Consider the following 17,203-nt stretch of genomic DNA (forward strand, 5'->3'; position numbering starts at 1 on the left):
TCATACAGCTATATCTACAAGCTGTATTAAATAACTTGATACACGATTATCTCTTACAATACTGTCATGATCTCCTTCTAATATTATTTTGTTCGTATCACCATATTTATCCCATTCACCTTTCATAGCTCCTTTTTGATACATAGAGCCATTCAAAGTTTGGCTGGACCAAAAAACATGCAGCGAAGCTTGTACTGGTTGTAATACATGCTTTCTCATTTGCTTATGACTATTCATATAGAGCTGCATCTGCATAAAACGTAAGTCCTGTTCGCCCTCGCCTGAGAAGGTGTCTTGCCTTTCATCCAGCAGTTTGACCAGTGTCTCAAAGGCGTATTTATCCTGAGAGCGGTTTATGGTCTGTACATTCTGCAACGAGGTTTCCAGACGTTGTAATGCATCCTGTTTATAATCCAACAGCCATTCCCGGCGATGATGATCCAGACAAGCCAGATAGCGTTTTACCCGATCAAGACCAGTGACCTGAAGAGATACATTGGACACATCTGCTCTGGCATCAATAAGGGTAACCCACTCCACACACTCGCCTTGTTCTTCCAGGTAACGGGTTAGCGACATGGCAAGCCAGGCACCAAAAGACCAGCCGACAAACCGATATGGCCCTTTCGGTTGTATCGAGCGAATACAGCGGACATAGCGCTTGGTCAGGTCTGCTATCGTTTCTTCAGTCTTTGTCTCTGCATACAGAGCCAAAGACTCAATGCCATACACCGGAAAACGGTTATCAAACGCCTGTACCATATCCTGATAAGCCCGTACGATGCCTCCCGCCGGGGGCAGAACAAACACACTGGCAACCTGTGTGTTGTGCGTTTTCAGGTTTGCTTTTGCCTGATCATTCATTGGCACTAACAACCTCTCCGTCTGATCATCAGTCTCTGTTGAGAGAAACAAAGCCTGTACCTGCTCCACGAGATCGCCTAACACTGGATAGCGAAACACCTGAGCCAGAGGCAGTTCGATGGCTAACTGGCGGCGCAGCATGGCAATCATTCTGCCCGCCAGTAACGAGTTGCCCCCAAAGGCAAAGAAGTCATCTTCCAAAGCAAGGTCACTCACACCCAACAGAGATTCCCAAACACGGGCAATGGCTTTTTCCGTTTGCGTAGCTGGTGGTGTTTTGCTGACATCTGCGCTCACTACCTGCTCAATAGACACAGACAAGGCCTTGCGATCTATTTTATTGTTGGCATTAAGCGGCATCGTATCAAGCGGAACGATATACTGCGGCACCATATAAGAAGGCAGCACCTCTTTGAGATACTTCCGTATCTTGGTGATATCAACGTTATTGCCCGTCACATACGCCACCAGACAGGCTTTGGGTGTGTTGGCGTACCATAGTGTTACAACGGCCTCTTTGATATTGGCAAGGGCCGTCAGTCTTGCTTCAATTTCTCCGGTTTCAAGGCGATAACCACGCAGTTTTATCTGAAAATCTGTGCGCCCAACAAAGTACAACTCCCCTTCTGGAGACAGAAACACCTTGTCGCCCGTTTTATACAACCGGATCGATTGTGTCTCACCCAACACATCTGTTGTCAGCGGGTAATCCAGAAACACGCTTTGTGTTAACTCAGGCTGATTTAGATAGCCTTCTGCCAACCCATCTCCGGCGATGTACAACTCTCCTGTCGCGCCAGGCGCCACCGGATTCAGCCAGTCATCCAGCACATAAAGTTGGGTATTGGTGATAGGCTTACCCAATGAGGGCTGGTGGACATTCTCCTGGGTGATATGGCTGAAAGAAGACCAGATGGTGGTTTCCGTTGGACCATACATGTTCAGCAATGTGGCCCCTCTGGCAAGTATGTCCTGCGCCAGAGAGGCAGGTAGCGCTTCGCCTCCTACTAGCGAGGTCAGCCCAGACCAATCCTGTGTTTCCTGTTCGGCTAGCATTTGCCAGGTAATAGGCGTTGCCTGCATAAAGCGGATATTTTTATCCTTAAGACAGCGGTTTAGCGCCTCCCCGTCACGCACTTGCTCTTCGTCGGCGATCACCACTTTACCTCCCGTTAACAACGGCAGGTAAAGCTCCAGGGCAGCAATGTCAAAACCGACTGTGGTCACCGCCAATAACGCCTCCTGTGGCGGTATCTGAATCAGCGCCACCATGCTGTGCAGAAAGTTATTCAAGGCAAAACGGGAGACCTGAACGCCTTTGGGTCGCCCGGTCGAACCCGAGGTAAAGATGGTATACGCCAGGCCGCTGTCCTGTGCCGTCATACGGGCTAATGCTTCCGCTCGGTCATATTCACTCAACGCTGTCTGAGCTACCAGCTCAGGCACACTATGACACAATGATGTCGAGCCTATTTCAATACGACCATCCGTCAAAATGCAGTGCGGCTGTGCGCCTTCCAGAATCAGATTGAGCCGTTCTATCGGTTGTTGTGGGTCCAAAGGCACATAACTGGCACCACTGACGTATACACCGAGCAAGGCCACCAACATATCAACTCGGCGAGGATGACACACAGCAACTCGGCTGTGCTCGGTTATCCCTTTTTCTCTCAACCCCTGAGCAAGAAGCAATACTCGATCCAGCAATTGTTCGTAAGTAAGCTGGCCGTTGCCATCGACCACCGCCACAAGATCTTTTTTCGCCTCCCAGTCTGCCAGTAGGCTTTTACCAAGAGACCAGCCTTTAAGGTCCCTCTCTGTCCCCTGAAAATGGGCGTTACGAGAAAACGCCCGATGGGCAATGTGCGTCAAGGATGTACCTTGTTCTGCCTGAGTGAATACCCGTAGCAGCGCCTCAAGGGAGGTCAACATGGCTTTGGCCGCCTTTAGCGACACTCTCTCACCATCGCAAGCCATCCGCAGCAGAACCTCATCATGGGGCATGATAGTTAATGTCAGTGGGTAATTGTTGCGCTCATAGGCTTTTAGCGGCGAGACGGATAAGCCTTGGTTTCTTTTATTGGGATTATCGGAAACGCCTTCGCTGGATGCTTCTCCCAAGGCTTCATTTTCAAACACTAGAAGTGTCTCAAAAAGCGACTGCCCTGGTTGCAGGGCACTTTGCGAGGCAATTTCCACTAAGGGCACACTTTCGTGCTCACGCAATGACACCCCTTGTTGATGAGCCTGAGCCAGCAGGTCTTGCAGGGTAGCATCCGCTTTCAGAGTTAAGCGCACGGCTAGGGTATTAATAAAAATCCCCACGATGCGCTGAGCCTGATCCAGTTCTGGCGGACGCCCAGAGGTCGTCATACCAAACACTATGTCTTGCTGCCCACTGTGGTGAGACAGCACCATGGCCCAAGCTGACTGGAACAAGGCATTTAGCGTGATACCATGAGTTCTGCACAAAGCTTTTAAGGAAATGGTGGTTGCGAAATCCAAGCTATGGTCAATAAGCTCAAACGACACTCCGCTTTCGCCACGTGGCAGTGCCACTGATGTCTCGTAGCCCTGTAAATAGTCTTTCCAGAATCCCAAGCTGGCCTGTCTTTCTTGCTGGTTTAAAAAGTCCAGATAGGTGGAAAAATCAGGACGTGGCCGCAAAGAGACCGTCGGATCTCCCAATGCTTTGCGATAACGCACCATCACATCCTGAATCACCAGAGCCGAACACCAAGCATCGACAATCAGGTGATGTCGGCTCCAGATTAACCAATGTTCCCGCGCGGAGATACGAATCAGGAATATACGCATCAAGGGTGGCGTTGCCAGTTCAAAGCCTTTGGCACGGTCCTGCTGACACAATGTTTCCAGCGCCTGATGTTGCTCAATATTGCTTAAGGCAGACCAGTTCAGTATCTGCACTGGTAAATGCACACGTTGCATAAAGCTTTGCCTTGGTTCACCCTGCTCCGTCTCCCAGAAACAGGCTTTTAGTGCTTGCTCCGCGTTGACGGTATCCTGCCAGGCTTGCAAAAACGGCTCTGGCTTAAGCTCACCGTTAATGGCAACGGCAGTTTGGTTAAAATATACCGAACCCGATGCAAGGCTGTGCAGATACATACCCTGTTGCACTGGCGTTAAGGGGTAATCCCGCACTTCTTGATTATCAGATTGCGTGTTTTGACTCTTTACGCCTGAACCTGAGCCGCCCCCATCCGGCTGATGAGTTTGATTTAAATAGCTTTCAAAGGCTTCTATCACCGGCTCCAGAGCAGAATGCAAGGACGCAGGGTATTGCCAGTTTACTTCTAATTGCCCATCACGTACCTGAGCCGTCACATCAATCAATTGACGGCGTACAGACCGTGGATGGCGCGCTTGCCCAGCCCCTTTGATGGGTTGCCAATCCGCAGACAAAGTGCCTGTTTGTCCAAGGTAATTAAACAGGAGTTGCGGCGTTGGGAACGCCAGACTCTGCTCAAGATAACGCAGCACTCCGTAGCCGATACCCAAGTCTGGCACCGAACTCAACTGCCCGGCAATGGCTTCCAGTGTGTATGCCTGTGTTGCAAAACGCACAGGGAAACGGCTGGTCAGCCACCCCACGGTTTCACTCAAATCCTGCCCATCATGGAGAGGCCGACGACCATGGCTCTCCATTTCCAGCAGAATCGTCTCGCGAGGAAAGACACGATTTACTGCCTGCACCAGAGCAGACAACATGGCCGTTTCACAGGCCGAATGGGATTGGCTCTCCCTCGAGATATGCTCTGTAATCTGCCCCGTGATCTGCCCCAAACTGAGTAGATAATCAGTTAATACTTGGGAAAACACGCACTGGCGAGAATGCACCTCACTCACCCGACCGGGTTTAGCACCAGGAATCAGGATGCCATCCTCATAGTGGTTGACCATCGGCTGCCAGTAGCGACGAGCCGATGTACGTTTCTCTTCCGGGAAGCGTTGCAAGGCCTGTTGCCATTGGGCCGCCGTGGTGCTTTCACTGCCTATATTCATCTTATCTCCACGGCACAGTGCGTGGTACGCTTGATGCAGATCCTGACCGAGAATCCGCCATGAAACGCCATCGACTACCAGATGGTGGGCCACCAGCAGCAACCTAGCTGTGCCATTTTCCATGTTAAACGCCGCCAGTTTGAAGATCGGCCCCAAAGTCAGGTTGATACTTTTTTGTATGGCCGCCACCAATGCTGGCAGCGACTCTTCGTCCTGAGCTTCAAAGGCGCTATAGACCGCAGCCGTTTCATGGCTAGGCTGATAGGTAATGCCCTTCTGAAGAGAAGAAGTCGCAAAACGCGCCGTCAGGATAGGGTGTTTTTCCAGTAGTGCCTCCAGAGCCCTGCTCATCGCCTCATGCTCTACCCGATGGGGCAATTGCAGCATCACTGCCTGATTCCAATAATCGGGATGGGGTTGAGCTTGTTCAAAGAACCAATGCTGAATCGGCAAGAGTGGTATTTGCTCTGTCTGGTTAGACACTGTTGCAGAGACAGAACGAGGCGGTTCATTGGAACTTGATTTCTCCACAACCACTGATTGCGTTTTCCTCTCCAGTTGGCTTTTCTGCTGGCTTTCCAAATAAGACGCCAACTCCGCTACAGTTGGCGCTGCGTAGAGTTGTTTCGGCGTCAGTTTAAAGCCGTGTTGTCTGGCTTTGGCCACCATTTGCAAAGCGATAATGGAATCGCCCCCCAGACTAAAAAAGTTATCATCAGGCACGACGTTTTGTTTGAGTAAATCCTGCCAGAGCTGGATCAAGGTCTCCTGAATGTCTCTGTTGCTCTTTGAGTTTTCTACTCTCAGAGCCGTGTTACTTAAGCTTTCTTCTTTTGGGTTTTCTTCTCTCGGACTTTTCTCGCCTAAACAACGCGCCAGCTCCGCCACTGATGGGGCGGCGTAGAGTTGCTTCGGTGTCAGTTTAAAGCCGTACTGTCTGGCTTTGGCCACCATTTGCAAGGCGATAATAGAATCGCCTCCCAAGCTAAAGAAGTTATCGTGAATGCCCACATCCTGTTTTAACAACGTCTGCCAGATAGACTGCAAAGTCACTTGTACAGAGGTACCCTTTTCCTCAGGCAATGCCATCGCTGACTTTGGCTTTGACGTTGACGCTGCCTCTAGGTGTTGAGTATCTTCGGATTCCACTGCCTGCTTCTCTTCCATAAAACGTTTTTTCAGCGCCTGACGATCCAGCTTGCCATTGCGTTGTAATGGCCAGTGTGTCAGAGCCAGCCAGCGCCTTGGCACCATGTAATCTGGCAACGCCTGTTCCATAGACATTTCCAACTGTTTCAGAAAACGAGCCTCTCCTGTGTTTTTATCGTTCAGAATCTCTCCATTTTGCACCCTCACCGCAGCAGCCAAACGCTTACCCGACACTCCGTCTATTGCCATGACCACAGCGTCTACCACCTCGGGCAGTTTTTTCAGCGTGACGGCGACTTCATCAGGCTCCACTCTGAAACCGCGTATTTTCACCTGATCGTCCCTGCGTCCTAGATAAATAAGCGAGCCGTCTTTCTTTTGAACCACTCGATCTCCGGTTTTATAGAGTGTCAGAGAGACTGTGTGATTGGTTAAATCACTGTCAGTTAAACCACATATATCTGTCCGGCTGAATTGTCTGGCACTTTCCTCCGGCTTATTCAAATAGCCTTTGGCGACACCGTGACCGGCAATCCAAAGCTCTCCGCCAATGCAAGGGGGCACCATAAGCCCGGCGTTGTCCACCACATAGGCCTGATTGTTGTTCAGAACGGTGCCAATACAAACACGGTCTTCTACGCTGTGCATTTCTCCGGCGGCACAGCCAATGGTGGCCTCGGTCGGGCCGTAGTGGTTGATGATTTTCATGCCAGGTGCCAGGGATTTCAGCCGTGCGAACAGGGTTTGGTCCAGCACCTCGCCCCCGACAATCAGGCAGGTCTTGGGCAAAAGCCGCTCTGGTTCTTCTACCGACATCAGCGCCGTTAAGTGCGCTGGTGCGATTTTCAGTATCGATACGGGGGTTTTGCCGAGCCGCAGGGCTAGGGTTTCTGGATCAAAGTAAGCCTCAGGAGGCAGCAATCGTAACGTCCGACCACTGCATAATGCCCCCAATACACAGGTAAAACCTAGGTCGGCTGCTACGGTGGCAAAGGTGGTCATAGAAGCGTCCTGCGGCAGCTCGATTCTATCAAACAGGGCAGAGACGTAACTGATCAGATTGCCATGGCTCACCTGTACTCCTTTGGGCTTACCAGTTGAACCTGAGGTATACACCAGATAAGCCGTATCCTCAGCTTTAAGCGCCGGCAATTCTGGCAACGGAGTATTGATCAAAGTAGCAGTTTTGGCTGTGATCTGTGCTAATGGCAACCAAGTACATGTTGTGTCCCAAGCAGGCGCATCATTGGCAATCACGTAAACAGGTTTGGCATCGGCGATAATGTCCTGAATGCGCGATGGTGGGAACTCGGGATCAATACACACCCAGGCGGCCCCTTTCCACCAGACAGCCAGCATGGCAAGCACCTGCTCTTTCTGTCTTGGCAGGCAAATGGCAACCACTGGCTCATGGCCGGCTGAGTTTGAAGCGCTTATCTCAGACTCTCTTATCTCAGGCAAAGCGCGCGCAAAGGCTGCGGCCTGTTGCAACAAGGCCTCATAGTTGTCGGTGTTCAACACATCTGACTGATGGCTTTCCCATTCCAGTGCCTTGGCGTGGCGTGCTTGCTTATAGATTTGCTGTAAGGCATTTTCAGTATCCTGTGCTTTATGCACTTTGTACACTGATGTCGTTAACCAATGCCGTATAACATGTCCAAGGGTATACTCAGGGTTCTGGCTGCTTTGCGTTTTCTGCTCTTGCGTAATCAGGTCAAGACACTGCATCATCCCCTGCACCATGTCTTTTGCTAGATGGCTATCGACCTTTTCTGGGTCTAGCAGCAAGTCAAATTGCAGGTTGGCCTTTGGCACCACTCTCAGCGTTAGAGGGAAATTGTTTTTTACATGGTGAGCTTCCAGCGTCAGAGACAGCCCTTCAATGGGAGACGAATCCGAAACAGGCAGGTTTTCAAACACCAAGACACTGTGGAACAGGGCATCGTTGCTGGGCACCTCAGACCACCCCAGAATCTTCGCCAAAGGGGTTTGCTCATAATCACGCATTTTCAGGTTCTGCGCCTGTAGCGCCTGTAGCCAGTCCGTTAACCCGGCCTGTCCATTGATACGAAGACGCAGAGGCAAGGTGTTTATGAAAACGCCCATAATGCCATCAGCGTTAGCAAGGTCTGCCGGGCGACCAGAGGTGGTCACCCCAAAGACGATGTCATCGCTCGCCATATAGCGGGACAACACTAGTCCCCAAATGCCCTGAATCACCGTATTCAATGTGACGCCCTGTTGTCTGGCCCACTGTCCAAGACGTTCGCTGTTTTGTTCGCCCAGCGTCATACTGACAAAATCATCCTGACAGGCCGCTTGTTCATGATGCTGGCTGAGTGTTTCGTAGCGCGGCAGAGCATTGGCCTGGGCGAAACCCTGCAACACAGAGCGCCAGTAGGACTCTGCCTTGGCACTTTGTTGATTATCTTTTAACCATTCAATGAAATCACGATATGCGGTATTCCGTACTAGCACCGGAGCCACCGTTTTTTTTCTTTCATTGAGACAGAGCGTGCGGTAGTCGGCCATGATTTCACTGACCAGACGTTGCAGACACCAGCCATCCATAATGAGGTGATGTATGGTCCAGACAAGCTGATAACACGCCTCGCCGGCCTCGTCTGTTTGCTGCAATAGGGAAAGGCGCATTAAAGGCGCTTGCTCCAGATCGATGGATTGGCGTTCCTGCTGTAACAGACTTTGCTGCTGTTTCTTGTAAGCCACGACGGACAAAGCCGAGTAATCTTGCTGAGTAAAGATCAAAGGTGTCTGTGCCAGCACAGCCTGATGAGGTTCATTCACATCATCACAAATAAAGCAAGTACGTAACGCCGTATGGCGTGCAACGGCCCTCTCCCAGGCCCGTTTGAAATGATTAATGTGGAACGCCCCCCGACATGCCACGAGGCTTTGGCTGATGTAGGCCTGAGGATGATCCAAACAGTAAAAATACATGCCCTGTTGGGCCGGTGAAAGGGTATAAAGATCCTCTAACACCTTGCCTTCACGATCCATTTTTTCAACCAGTGTCAGTGCCTGCTGATCAGTCACATTAGCCAGTGGATAATCCGCGGCAATGGCACCTTTCACAAGCTCGTCTACCTGTGCCAGAGACGAAAGACTGTGCTGCATCAAAGACGCCAACGTTTGCGCCTGTTCCCGGCTGAGACATTGAGCGGCGTATTGGATATTCACACTCAATTTGTCCTGTTGAACAAACACATTCATTTCTATAGGCCAGTAACGAGGATTTTGTTCATCCCGAAAGGCAGAGAGAGCTTCTGGAGCTTTATAAAAAAGCATCTCTGCTGTATCACCAGCTTGTAAGGTATCGGAAGACACTGACAACTGCCCCAGATAGTTAAAGACCAGAGGGGCTTGCCATTCATCCGAGCGCAGATGTACCAGAGAGGATTGCACCGACAGAAACGCGGCGTCTTTCCCAAGAAGATGGTTTAGCTCGGGCAGATGGCTTAGAGCTTGTCGTGTCGCTAATAGGCTTTTACGCCATTGATTAGAGGGGAGCGAGAGGTTATCCATGCTCTCATTTCCAAGACCCTCATTGTCAAAAGTAAGCAAGGCCGGATACAAGCGAGTAAACCAGCCCACCGTCTGGCTGACATCCAGATCCAATTGGTCACGGCCATGCCCTTCCAGTTGAATCAGGTGTGTTTTTTCCCCCGTCCATTGATACAAAGCGCGGGACAGCGCGGCCAGACACACTTCTTCTGTAGTGGCATTGACTCCAAGGCCCACCTGCAAGAGCAGCTTTTCGGTCTCGCCCCGACTCAGGCTAAAACGTACTGTATCAGCTAAGCCAATCGCCTGCTCTGGAAACAGAGAGGTATTCGAAAAGGGGTAACGATTTTGCAGCGCCTTTTGTACGGCGCTTTGTTGCTCCCAAGTACGCCAAGCGGCAATGCCTTTTTCCTGTTGTTCTGCCTTGGCATGATGCCGTGCCACCTGCTCCAGCCAACCTTTGTAAGGTAAGGTACGAGGTTGTTGTGTTTCTGGCGTGTTACCCGCGAGAATGTGGCGATAATATTGCCCCAGATCCGCCAGCAATATATGCCAAGAAACCGCATCGATCACCAAATGATGCGCCACCAGCAATAAACGATAGGAAGTCGTTGCCTGAGTCTCTACTTTCTGTGAAGAAACGATTTGTGGTGAACGAACTGACACCAAGCTGGCACGAAATAGCCTGCCCTCTTGCAGGGATAAACTGGCCTGTTCCTGCTGACACAGAGTGTCTATTTTTTCCTGTAGTTCTAAAGCGTCTTGCTTTTCTAACTTCCATTTATGCTGGCTCAGGACAACGGCTTTTCGATCTATTTCAGCGGGATTCGGGATAGACTGTGTCCAGCCTGACGCTTTGCTGCTTTCGTTGTCGCTCTCTTTCTCACGGCGGTTAAAACGAGCACACAGCAGTGGATGGGATTGCAAAAGGTGCCAAAGGGCTTTTTCCAGCACAGAGGCATCTATATTTTGTTGTGAAGCCAGTAAAACAGCCTGGTTAAATTGGTTTGGGTTAGACAGGTTTTGTGTCAAAAACCAATGCTGAATAGCACTCGGTTCCGTGTCACCATGGCTTTGCTCGGCGCTAAAGCGGGTTTCCTGAGCCGTGCTTGCCACCCACGCCAGAGCTCTCACACTGGCTTGCTTAAAGACATCCTTCGGTTGTATCTGCAAGCCACGTTCACGGGCCTTGGAGACTACTTGCAGGCTCAAAATGGAATCGCCCCCAAGAGCGAAGAAATTGTCTCCCACACTGACCTTATCCAGTTTAAGTACCTCGGCAAACACCTCGGCCAGGTGTTGCTCTTTTTCATTTTGCGGTGCCACATACGCCCCAGCATTGTGTGTGGCCAAATCCAATTTGGGCAGAGCTTTACGGTCAGCCTTACCGTTGACATTGACTGGCATGGCAGGCAACGCCATAAACACCGCCGGAATCATATACGCGGGTAGATGCTGCGCCAATTGTGCCTGCCAGCTCTGCCAGGAAGGCTCTTCTCCTGTCAGCACTACATAGGCGGCCAGAGTCTGGTCTTCTACCACCACAATGGTTTCCTTAACAAACGGCAAGCTAAGAATCGCCGCTTCAATTTCGCCCAGTTCGATGCGCAAGCCACGCAGTTTGACTTGAAAATCGGTACGTCCCAGATATTCGATGCTGCCATCTGAACGATAGCGCGCCAGATCCCCTGTGCGATATAAACGCGCATACCAACGCGGGTTTTGGGTCGGGCTGATTTGTGCCACATAAGGGTTGGCAATAAAGGCCTGCTCGGTCAGGTCGTCCCGACCAAAGTAGCCTCTGGCCAGCCCCGGCCCTGTCAGGTACAGCTCGCCTGCGACACCAATAGGCAACGGGTTCAGGTCATCATCGAGAATCCAGGTCTGCATATTGGCAATGGGGTAGCCAATAGGCACACAGCCTTCCAGAGGCGTAGAACAATCCCAGTAGGTCACATCAATGGAGGCTTCTGTCGGGCCGTAGAGGTTATGCAGTTCGCAGGTAAAATGTGATAAGAAGCGTTCTTTCAAGGCAAAGGGTAACGCCTCACCGCTGGTGAAGACACGCCGAATGGAAGAACAATTCCCTGTGCTCTTGTTCTCTAAAATCGACAGCTCCTTCTGAATAGCCCGCCCATCGAGAAAAGCTTGAAGCATGGTGGGGACAAAATGCAGCGTAGTCACGCCATGCGCTTCAATCAGGTGAGCCAGCTTTTCCGCATCTTTATGATCCGAAGGTTCCGCCACCACTAACGTGGCTCCCACCATTAAAGGCCAGAAAAACTCCCACACGGACACATCAAAACTGTATGGGGTTTTCTGTAGCACTACGTCGCTGGCATCCAGCGGATAAGTATCTTGCATCCAGAGCAAGCGGTTCATGACCCCCACATGAGGCACGGCAACCCCTTTGGGTTTTCCAGTTGAACCTGAGGTGAACAGGATATACGCCAAATGCTCAGGGTCCACTGCCGGCAAAACCACCTCATCACTAAATGAGGCGCATAAAGAGAACGCGCTATCGACCACGTAACAGGGCAGGTCCGCACATAGCCCACTCGCTTTGTCCATCCACTCGGGTTGGCTCAGCATCAGGGCCGGGCTCGCCTGTCCCAAAATAGACTGCAAACGTTGTTCTGGGTGCTCCGGGTCCACCGGTACATAGGCACAACCAGCTTTGACCGTCGCCAAAAGGCTGACTACCATTTGAACGCTGCGTTCCATACAAATTGCAATGCGGCTTTCCGGGCCAACCCCTGGCTGCTCTAACAGCCAGTGAGCCAGTTTATTCACCTGATGATCCAGGGTTTGGTAATCCCAGTGATGAGTGACCACTTTACCCTCTTCGCGGGTGGTAAACACCAATGCCTTTTGTTGTGGTGTTTTTTGTGCCTGTGCCAACAGGGCGTCCCCCAATGTGGCGTGGGATAATTGCGGCGGCAGGAAGGCCACTTTTTCTGTTCGATTCCAGGCTCTCAATTGCTGCCATTCGTCTTCGCTTAATATCGGGAAGGTGCGCAACAAACGCTCCGGTTCCCCTTGCAGTGCACCGAGTAACTGAGACAGTGCCGTTTGGTAATATGCCACCAGTTGTGCCACGTCTTCGGCTTGATAACAGGCCGTGCGGTACTGAAACGACAGAGAGATACCGTCTTTTTCCTTAAGCGCAAACAAGGACAAATCAAACTTGGCTCCCAACTCGGGCACTGGCAGGGAGGTGACGTTCAGATCCCCTAACCTCATGTCTTTCACGTCCGACGCTTCCAGATAATTAAATAGGGTTTGCGCCAGCGGTTCGTGCTCCTGATCCCGCGTTGTTACAAGCTCTTCCACCAGTTTCTCAAATGGCATAGCACTGTGGCTCTGGGCTCCCATTACGGCTTGATGAACACGGTCCAGCCACGAGGCCGCGCTTGTATCACGGTCACATTGGGCACGGATAATCAGCGTATTGACGAATAAGCCCAACATGCCTTCCAACTCTGGTAAGGGGCGCTCTGTTACCGGGGTGGCAACGCGAATGTCCCGTTGTCCGGTACGCTGGTGCAACATCCATTGATACGCTGCCAGCAATACCACGTAGGGTGTCACCCGCTGCTGTTCACACACCTGTTTCAGGCGCTGATAGTCGGCTTGATGCAGCGCAAAATGGTAGCGATCGCCTTCTTGTTCTGGTGCTGTCTTGCTCTGCACTTTGGCACTTTTCAAGGTACGAAGCGGTAGTTCCAGACGGTATTCGCCATCCTCCAAGGTATTACGCCAATAGGTCAACAAGGTGTTGTAGATATCGCTTTCCAAAAGTTGTTTCTGCCAGTGGGCATAATCAAGGTATTGGCAAGTTTCCTTCTCTGACCCGGTGTCTGAGGTAGTTTGCGTCAGAAAATCATTGGCCTGTTTTACCATTAACCGTGTCAAATTTTGTAATGACCAGTGGTCCACAATAATGTGATGGAAAGTCAATAAAAGGTGCGACTCCCCCGTTGGCAAGAGAAAGTGGGTTAGACGAAACAGGGGCGGCTCAGCCAAATTAAAGGGGGTTTGCATAACCCGCTTTAACGCTTGCTCATAATGTCTTTGCCCATTCGGGTCGGCACGAAAATCCTCTACCGCAATATCCCAATGGGAGAGAAGCAGTTCGGAGGGTAATAAATTGGCTTGTGGTCGGCCATCGCCCCCGACCACAAAGGCCGTGCGAAAAACTTCCTGTTTGGCAATCAGTGCTGTAAACACGCGTTTAAAAAGCACGGTATGGTTGCAGTTATTCGACTCTGTCAAAGGCGTCAAAGCCAACAATGCATTCACATTGTATTCGCCGCTGTCCTGTTCAAACCGCTGCAAAAACCACATGCGATCCTGGGCTGAGGATAAGGAAAAGTGCGCTTGTGCTCTGTCGACACGCGCCAGTACTGGCAGAGACGTCTGACGATTCTGGTAACGCAGATAGTCGATCAATGCCGATTTATTTGCGCTTAAGGTCGCCTTGATGTCCTGAGTTAACGCGCCCTTTGGTGCATCCACTTTCAGTTTGTCATCTTCTAGACGTACTCGAATGCCCTGTTGAAATAATTCCGTTAAAAAGACGGTCATGTTCATAGTTCAAAACTCTCCCTTTCTTCTTCGCTGTCTGTGGTGTTGATCGCAGAGGTGAAAGATTGGCAACACATATCGATATAGGCGGCCAATGCCTGTAGGTCTGACAATGCCATCAGTTCAGCCAGTCGAAGGTTCAGGTTAAAATGCTGATTAATCCGGTTAACCAAACGGGTCAGGAGCAGAGAATGTCCGCCTAGGACAAAGAAATTATCCCAGCGCCCAGCCGCATCGATTCCCAGCAGGGCTTGCCATAGTTCGGCTAACGCCTCTTCGGTCGGGGTGGCAGGAGCCTCAAACGGCACCTGATCCCAAATGGGTTCGGGCAGAGCCTTGCGATCCACTTTGCCGTTTGGTGTTAAAGGCAGGGCTGCGAGTGTTTCCACGTGCTCTGGCACCATATAAGCCGGTAGCCTGTGTTTCATAAAGTCACTTAAGGTGTCCATTTCAATGGCCGCATCTGCCACGATGTAACCCACCAACGCCTGCTGTTGACCACGCTGACGCAGTTGTACAATCACTTCTTTTACCGGTGGGTATTGGGCAATCACCGCTTCGATCTCGCCAAGTTCAATACGCAAACCGCGCAGTTTGACCTGAAAATCGGCCCGGCCCAGGTATTCAATGGCCCCATCAGGACGATAGCGCGCCAGATCTCGTGTCCGGTATAAGCGGGCATATTGCGCATCCGTCCGGGCATTAGCAGGCGCCCAGGGGGTGGGAATAAAGGCCGCCTGGGTCTGTTCTTCCTGCCCCAGATAGCCTGCTGCCAACCCCACACCAGCCAAATAAAGTTCTCCTTCAACACCCACAGGAACCGGGTTTAGATCCTTATCCAGAATCCAGGTCTGCATGTTGGCAATGGGGTAACCAATCGGCACTTCGTTCTCAATGTTCTGGGCCTGACAATCCCACCAGGTCACATCGATGGAGGCCTCCGTTGGGCCGTATAGGTTATGCAATGCCACATTCGGCAGTTTTTCAAAGCAGGTCTGTTGTACGTGGTAAGGCAGGGCTTCACCACTACAAATCAAACGTTTTAGCGCCAGTGGTTTTGATTCAGGCCTGATTAATCCAGATTCAGCAAGCGGCTGTTCCAGAAAACCATGCAACATAGCGGGAACAAAATGCATGGTGGTGATGCCATACTCCCGTACCAGCGCGACCAATCGGTGATTGTCTTTATGGACGTTTGGCTCAGCCATCACCAAACAAGCCCCGGTCACCAGCGGCCAAAAAAACTCCCACACGGAAACATCAAACCCATAAGGCGTTTTTTGTAGCACCGCATCCTCCGCTTGCAGGCCAAAGGCCTCCTGCATCCAGGCAATGCGGTTAACGATACCTGCGTGGGGCACCGCCACACCTTTGGGTTGTCCGGTCGAGCCTGAGGTATAGAGTACATAGAGTATGTCATCCGCCTGAGGGGACGCATTAAGGGCTGTTAACTGCCCTTCTGCTTCTTTTGCTGACATGGACTGAGAAGCTACCATCACCTCTTCCATACACAGTACAGTACTGTGGTTCTTCTCTGGCAACGAAGTCCGGGTATGTTGTTGGGCCAGAATCAGGCAGGGCTGAGCATTATTCAGAATCATCGCCAGACGTTTGGCAGGCATGTCTGGGTCCAGCGGCACATAAGCACAGGCCAGTTTCACACAGGCCAGCATGGCAATAACCATCTCCGGGGAGCGGTGCAAACACAAGGCAATACGCTCGCCTTTTTGGACATCGTGGGCGCTTTGCAGGTACGCAGCCAATTGCGAGACACGCTCATGTAATGCCTGATAAGACAGCTGCAAATCCCCGTCCGTCTGCCAATAGGATTCAACGGTGGCAGCCGGACACACAAGCGCTGTGTTATTCGGTGTTTTCTCCGCTTGCTGAGCCAGATAGGTATCCAGCGTGGCAGGTACTGTGTAGTCTTTTTGGGTTTGGTTCCAATGCCAGGGGCTCTTACTATCCTGATCAAGTGCCTGACCGCTTGCAAGATGACGTATCAGGTGGACGCAGCTCAGGTTGTTTTCTTTGTCAGAATTTTGAGCAAGCTGCTCCAGCAGGGTCACAAATGCCCTTTGCATATCGCAGGCCACGGACAGATCCATTTTCTGAGTGTCCACTGCAAGACGAATGTCTAAATGGCTATTCTTCAACTTAGTATGAGGCACTAACACCAGCGTCAGTGGGTAGTTGTTGGTTTCACGTGTTTCTTTAAGACGAAAGTGGAGATCACCGCCCATTTCATGCTGCTCACCTGGGTAGTTTTCAAACACCAGCAGGTTGTCAAACAGGGCCTCGCTGTCACCAACGACTTTTTGTATCTCTACCAGTGGCACATGTTCATGCTCGCGACTCTCGGCCAGTTGAGTCTGCAATGTCTGAGCCAGAACCAACAGGGATTGCTGTCGGTCACCGAGGTTTACCACCAGAGGAAAAGTAGTGATCATCACGCCCATGATGCGCTCGGCATGATCCAAGGTATCTGGTCGGCCCGAGCTGGTAATACCCAGCACGACCTGATCACTATTGGTGTAACGACTGACAATCAGCGCCCAGGCCGCCTGACATAAGGCATTCAGGGTTAAAGAGTGCTCTGCTGCCAGACGCTTCAACGCATCGCTTGCCAATGGGTTCAAAGTCTGAGTGAATTGACGGATACCACCTGTTGCCGATACATGCCCGCTGGCGCTTTTGATGGGTTTGGGCAGGCGGCCTTTTTCTGCCTTGTCAACATTGGCAAAGACTCCTTGCCAGTAGCTTAGATTCGCCACCTGATCCTGTTGCTCTAACCAGGCAACAAAGTCGGAAAACTCGCCTACAGCCAAAGGCGGCATGGTGTTCGGCTCGGTTTTACCTTGTACAAAAGCCTGATAAGCGTTACGCACTTCCCTCACCATTTGCCCGGTACACCAGCCGTCCACAATCAAGTGGTGTCGTGTCCAGATCAGGCAGTGATAATCCGGGCGGATACGAATCAGCTTAAAGCGCATTAATCCCGGTTTTTGTACATCAAACCCGGTTTGTCGTTCCGTTTCGGCCAGGGTCTGGATGCTTT

Annotated in this window: 2 protein-coding genes (1 of these 2 only partly in view); both read right to left on the reverse strand. The window is 51.2% G+C overall.

Annotated elements, in window-relative coordinates:
* A complete protein-coding gene (locus CYL31_RS12340; RefSeq protein ID WP_212915539.1) occupies window positions 1-14,151 on the reverse strand; it encodes a non-ribosomal peptide synthetase in 14,151 nt (4,716 codons plus the stop codon).
* A protein-coding gene (locus tag CYL31_RS12345; protein WP_212915540.1) for a non-ribosomal peptide synthetase crosses the window boundary here: on the reverse strand, window positions 14,148-17,203 show its end. The gene runs 3,619 nt beyond the window's last position; 3,056 of the gene's 6,675 nt are visible here — the last part of the coding sequence; the start codon falls outside the window, past its right edge — the gene reads right to left on this strand; its stop codon occupies window positions 14,148-14,150. The genes CYL31_RS12340 and CYL31_RS12345 overlap by 4 nt, the downstream gene beginning before the upstream one ends.

The sequence above is a fragment of the Marinomonas sp. A3A genome, from assembly GCF_018336955.1.
In the GTDB taxonomy this organism is placed as follows: Bacteria; Pseudomonadota; Gammaproteobacteria; order Pseudomonadales; family Marinomonadaceae; genus Marinomonas; species Marinomonas lutimaris.